Source organism: Empedobacter sedimenti (assembly GCF_030005555.1).
GTDB classification, from domain to species: domain Bacteria; phylum Bacteroidota; class Bacteroidia; order Flavobacteriales; family Weeksellaceae; genus Empedobacter; species Empedobacter sedimenti.
Genome location: NZ_JASCQG010000035.1, coordinates 1 through 2,861, shown reverse-complemented (window position 1 = coordinate 2,861; position 2,861 = coordinate 1). Strand labels below are relative to the sequence as shown.

The following is a 2,861-nucleotide window of genomic DNA, read 5'->3' as shown; positions in this document are numbered from 1 at the left end:
TGCTAGATAAAATAAAGTATCTATATTTTAAATTCAAGCAGAGATATGGAAGTCCTCGAATTCATTCAGAATTAAATGCTTTAGGTTACAGAATATCAGTTAAAACAGTTGCTAAATATATGCAAGAGCTTGGTTTAAGAAGTAAATTAAGTAAAAAGTTTAGAGTTACAACAAATTCTAAACATAATTATTTAACTGTAAATAATCTTCTTAATCGAGATTTTTACGCTTCAAAACCTTCTATGAAATGGGTATCAGATATTACTTATATTCAAACTCAAGAAGGATTTTTATATTTAACAACAATTATCGATTTATACGATAGAAAGGTCATTGGCTGGAGTTTGAGCAATACGATGAGTACTGAAGATACAACTTTATCAGCATGGCGTATGGCTATAAAGAATAGATCGATTAAAAAAGGAATGCTATTTCATTCTGATCGAGGAATACAATATGCGTCAAAGAAGTTTGCAAATATGCTTGATTCTTATGGTGTTATCCGTAGCATGTCAAGGAAAGGGAATTGCTGGGACAATGCTGTGGCTGAGAGTTTCTTTAAATCGTTAAAAACTGAAATGATTTATGGAAATAAATTAATTACAAGAGAGAAAATGAAAAACCAAATTTTTCAGTATATTGAAATTTGGTATAACAGAAATAGAAGACATAAAGCTTTGAATTATAAAACTATTTTTGAGTTTAATAATAATTTACAATTTTTAAAATATGTAGCTTAACTTATACTGGAAAATTTAGGGGGATATCCAAATCAGAATATCTCAATCCAACCCTAAGAGCTATAATAAAGCAATCTCTATAATAATCTAAATCAGGGATACTTTTTAAATCTAAATTTCTAATTTTTTGAATTTCATTTTCATTTAAATAAACGTCTTGTAAATTCCCAAAATTTTGGGAACTATTAGTTATTTTGAAAACAGAATCTGATGATAAAGATGCTTATAAAAAATTCCCAAAATTATTACAGCACATAGAAGCTGATTGCGTTATTGATTTTGTAACAAAAAAGATTAGTGAAGTACATCCAGAAATACCAATTTTTACGATTCACGATAGTATTTGTACTATTGATATTGATTCTGATGTTATATATAGATTAATAAAAAAATACATTTCTGAATATTCAGGAGGTATTCTTCCATCAATTAAAGAAGAATTTTGGGGCTTACCAATTAAATACCCAAAAGCAGCATAATAACAAATCCCTTTTATTTGTTTAAAAGGGATTTTTTTTTTTAATATTCATTCTTAGTCATATTATGAGTACTAAAAGCAAATGTTTTTAAGTTGAATATGAAATTACCTGATATTTGTGGACAACAAGAACTTCCATCCCTTAATAAATTAAATTCTCCATAAGCTTCTTGATTAGATATCATGTTAATTTTTAGAGATTTAGTAACAATGAAATTATCTTTTTTATAAACATAACTATCGGTACCAAAATTTTTAGATACATAGTTAAAATATGCAGTTTTTAATTTATTGGTTAATTTTTCATTTATGATAAGTTCATTGTTTTCAGATGTTATAAAAATGAAATCCGAATTCCAGCCATTTCCTTCAACACAATTTTCTAGCATATAATTTATTACATAATCTTTAATATTGTCATTATTATAGTTGAAGTCTATGATATTCTTACTTACAGTATGCATCGGATATTTATCATTCTCATATAATTGGAACATCCTTTTTTTATTTTTACAATCTTTTTCAGATACATAATCAAAATTTCCTCTTGATTTTAGAATATTTTCCCAATCCATAAATTTTTTTTCGGGTGAATAATCTTTAACCACAATTGGCTTTGAATCATTAACCGTATCAAAACTTTTATTCGAATTAATTGTATCAGAATTTTGAGATAATTCTTTTTCTTTTAATTTAAGTTCCCTTTCCTTTAAGCTTAGTTCCTTTTCTTTAAGTTCAATTAATTTATCATTGTTATTATGACATGAAATTAAAATAAAGAATAGAATACATAAAATATTATACCTCATCAATAATTATCTAAACATATTAATAATTAGACCTAAAATAAACATAATAATAACAAATACAATTGCATTAATGATACCTGTATAACATCCTTTAGAAGCAGCTACAGTTACACCTTTTACATCTCTAATAGTTTGCTTAACTATCTCTTTTGCCTGCTCTTCGGCATTGTTCATCCATTTCTTTAAAATATCATCTTTAATTTGATATTCTCTTTGATAGGTTTCGTATGATGATTGGGTATGTTTTTCTCTATTCGTATCAGAACTATACGTATTTTCCTGTTTATTATTTACAAATTCATAGAAATTATAATATTCTATATTATACTTACTTCTAGCTTCTTTATCTAATAAAATTAACTTTGCTTCATTCAAATCTTGCATAACCTGTGTCGTATCACTCTCGGGATTTTTATCAGGATGCCATTTTTTAGCTAATGATTTAAAAGCTTGTTTAATTTCATCATCGGTAGCATTAATATTAATTTCAAGAATTTTATAATAATCTTTAAACATTAATTTTTATTCAAAGTTTGATTAGCATCTATACTAGTGCCTTCATTATTAGATGGTTTGTATTTCCATATTGCAAAAATTATAGCTATACCAATGATATTAACTATAATAATAGGCATACCAGCTGCTTTTAAAATTGCAATAACTCCAATTACAATAATTGTCATTATTATTTTAATTAAAATTAAGATTCCTTTACTCATATATTTTGTTTAAGATTTTGAAAATAAACTAATAGGAGTGTAATCTTCCCTAAAAACCGGACCGTTTAAAAATATAGTTTATTAACTTAGGGATAATTATGAAACAGAGCAATTT

The 2,861-nt window shown here is 25.7% G+C and carries 5 protein-coding genes; 2 read left to right on the top strand and 3 right to left on the bottom strand.

Going from position 1 to position 2,861, the window contains the following annotated elements:
• The coding region (locus QHG34_RS15745) for an IS3 family transposase (protein WP_282631176.1) at window positions 1–740 on the top strand (740 nt) is incomplete at its 5' end.
• Window positions 741–934: 194 nt separating this feature from the next.
• Entirely contained in the window at window positions 935–1,219 is a 285-nt protein-coding gene (locus tag QHG34_RS15740; RefSeq protein WP_282631175.1) for a hypothetical protein, read from the top strand.
• A gap of 40 nt (window positions 1,220–1,259) precedes the next feature.
• On the opposite strand, the gene QHG34_RS15735 is transcribed toward QHG34_RS15740, so the two are convergent.
• Genes QHG34_RS15735 through QHG34_RS15725 form a run of 3 tightly spaced genes read right to left on the bottom strand, consistent with a single transcriptional unit; the run spans window position 1,260 to window position 2,746 of the window.
• Window positions 1,260–2,027, bottom strand: coding sequence for a hypothetical protein (locus QHG34_RS15735; protein WP_282631174.1), 768 nt, complete (start codon window positions 2,025–2,027; stop codon window positions 1,260–1,262).
• Window positions 2,028–2,033: 6 nt separating this feature from the next.
• Window positions 2,034–2,543: a J domain-containing protein gene (locus tag QHG34_RS15730; RefSeq protein ID WP_282631173.1), complete on the bottom strand. Its 510-nt coding sequence runs from the start codon at window positions 2,541–2,543 to the stop codon at window positions 2,034–2,036.
• On the bottom strand, window positions 2,543–2,746 hold the full coding sequence (locus QHG34_RS15725; protein ID WP_282631171.1) for a hypothetical protein: 204 nt from the start codon (window positions 2,744–2,746) through the stop codon (window positions 2,543–2,545). The genes QHG34_RS15730 and QHG34_RS15725 overlap by 1 nt, the downstream gene beginning before the upstream one ends.
• Window positions 2,747–2,861 lie beyond the last annotated feature (115 nt).

Excerpts from the sequence above, each read along its gene's own strand:
- QHG34_RS15735 (WP_282631174.1), bottom strand. The coding sequence starts at position 2,027 with ATGAGGTATAATATTTTATGTATTCTATTCTTTATTTTAATTTCATGT.
- QHG34_RS15730 (WP_282631173.1), bottom strand. The coding sequence starts at position 2,543 with ATGTTTAAAGATTATTATAAAATTCTTGAAATTAATATTAATGCTACC.
- QHG34_RS15725 (WP_282631171.1), bottom strand. The coding sequence starts at position 2,746 with ATGAGTAAAGGAATCTTAATTTTAATTAAAATAATAATGACAATTATT.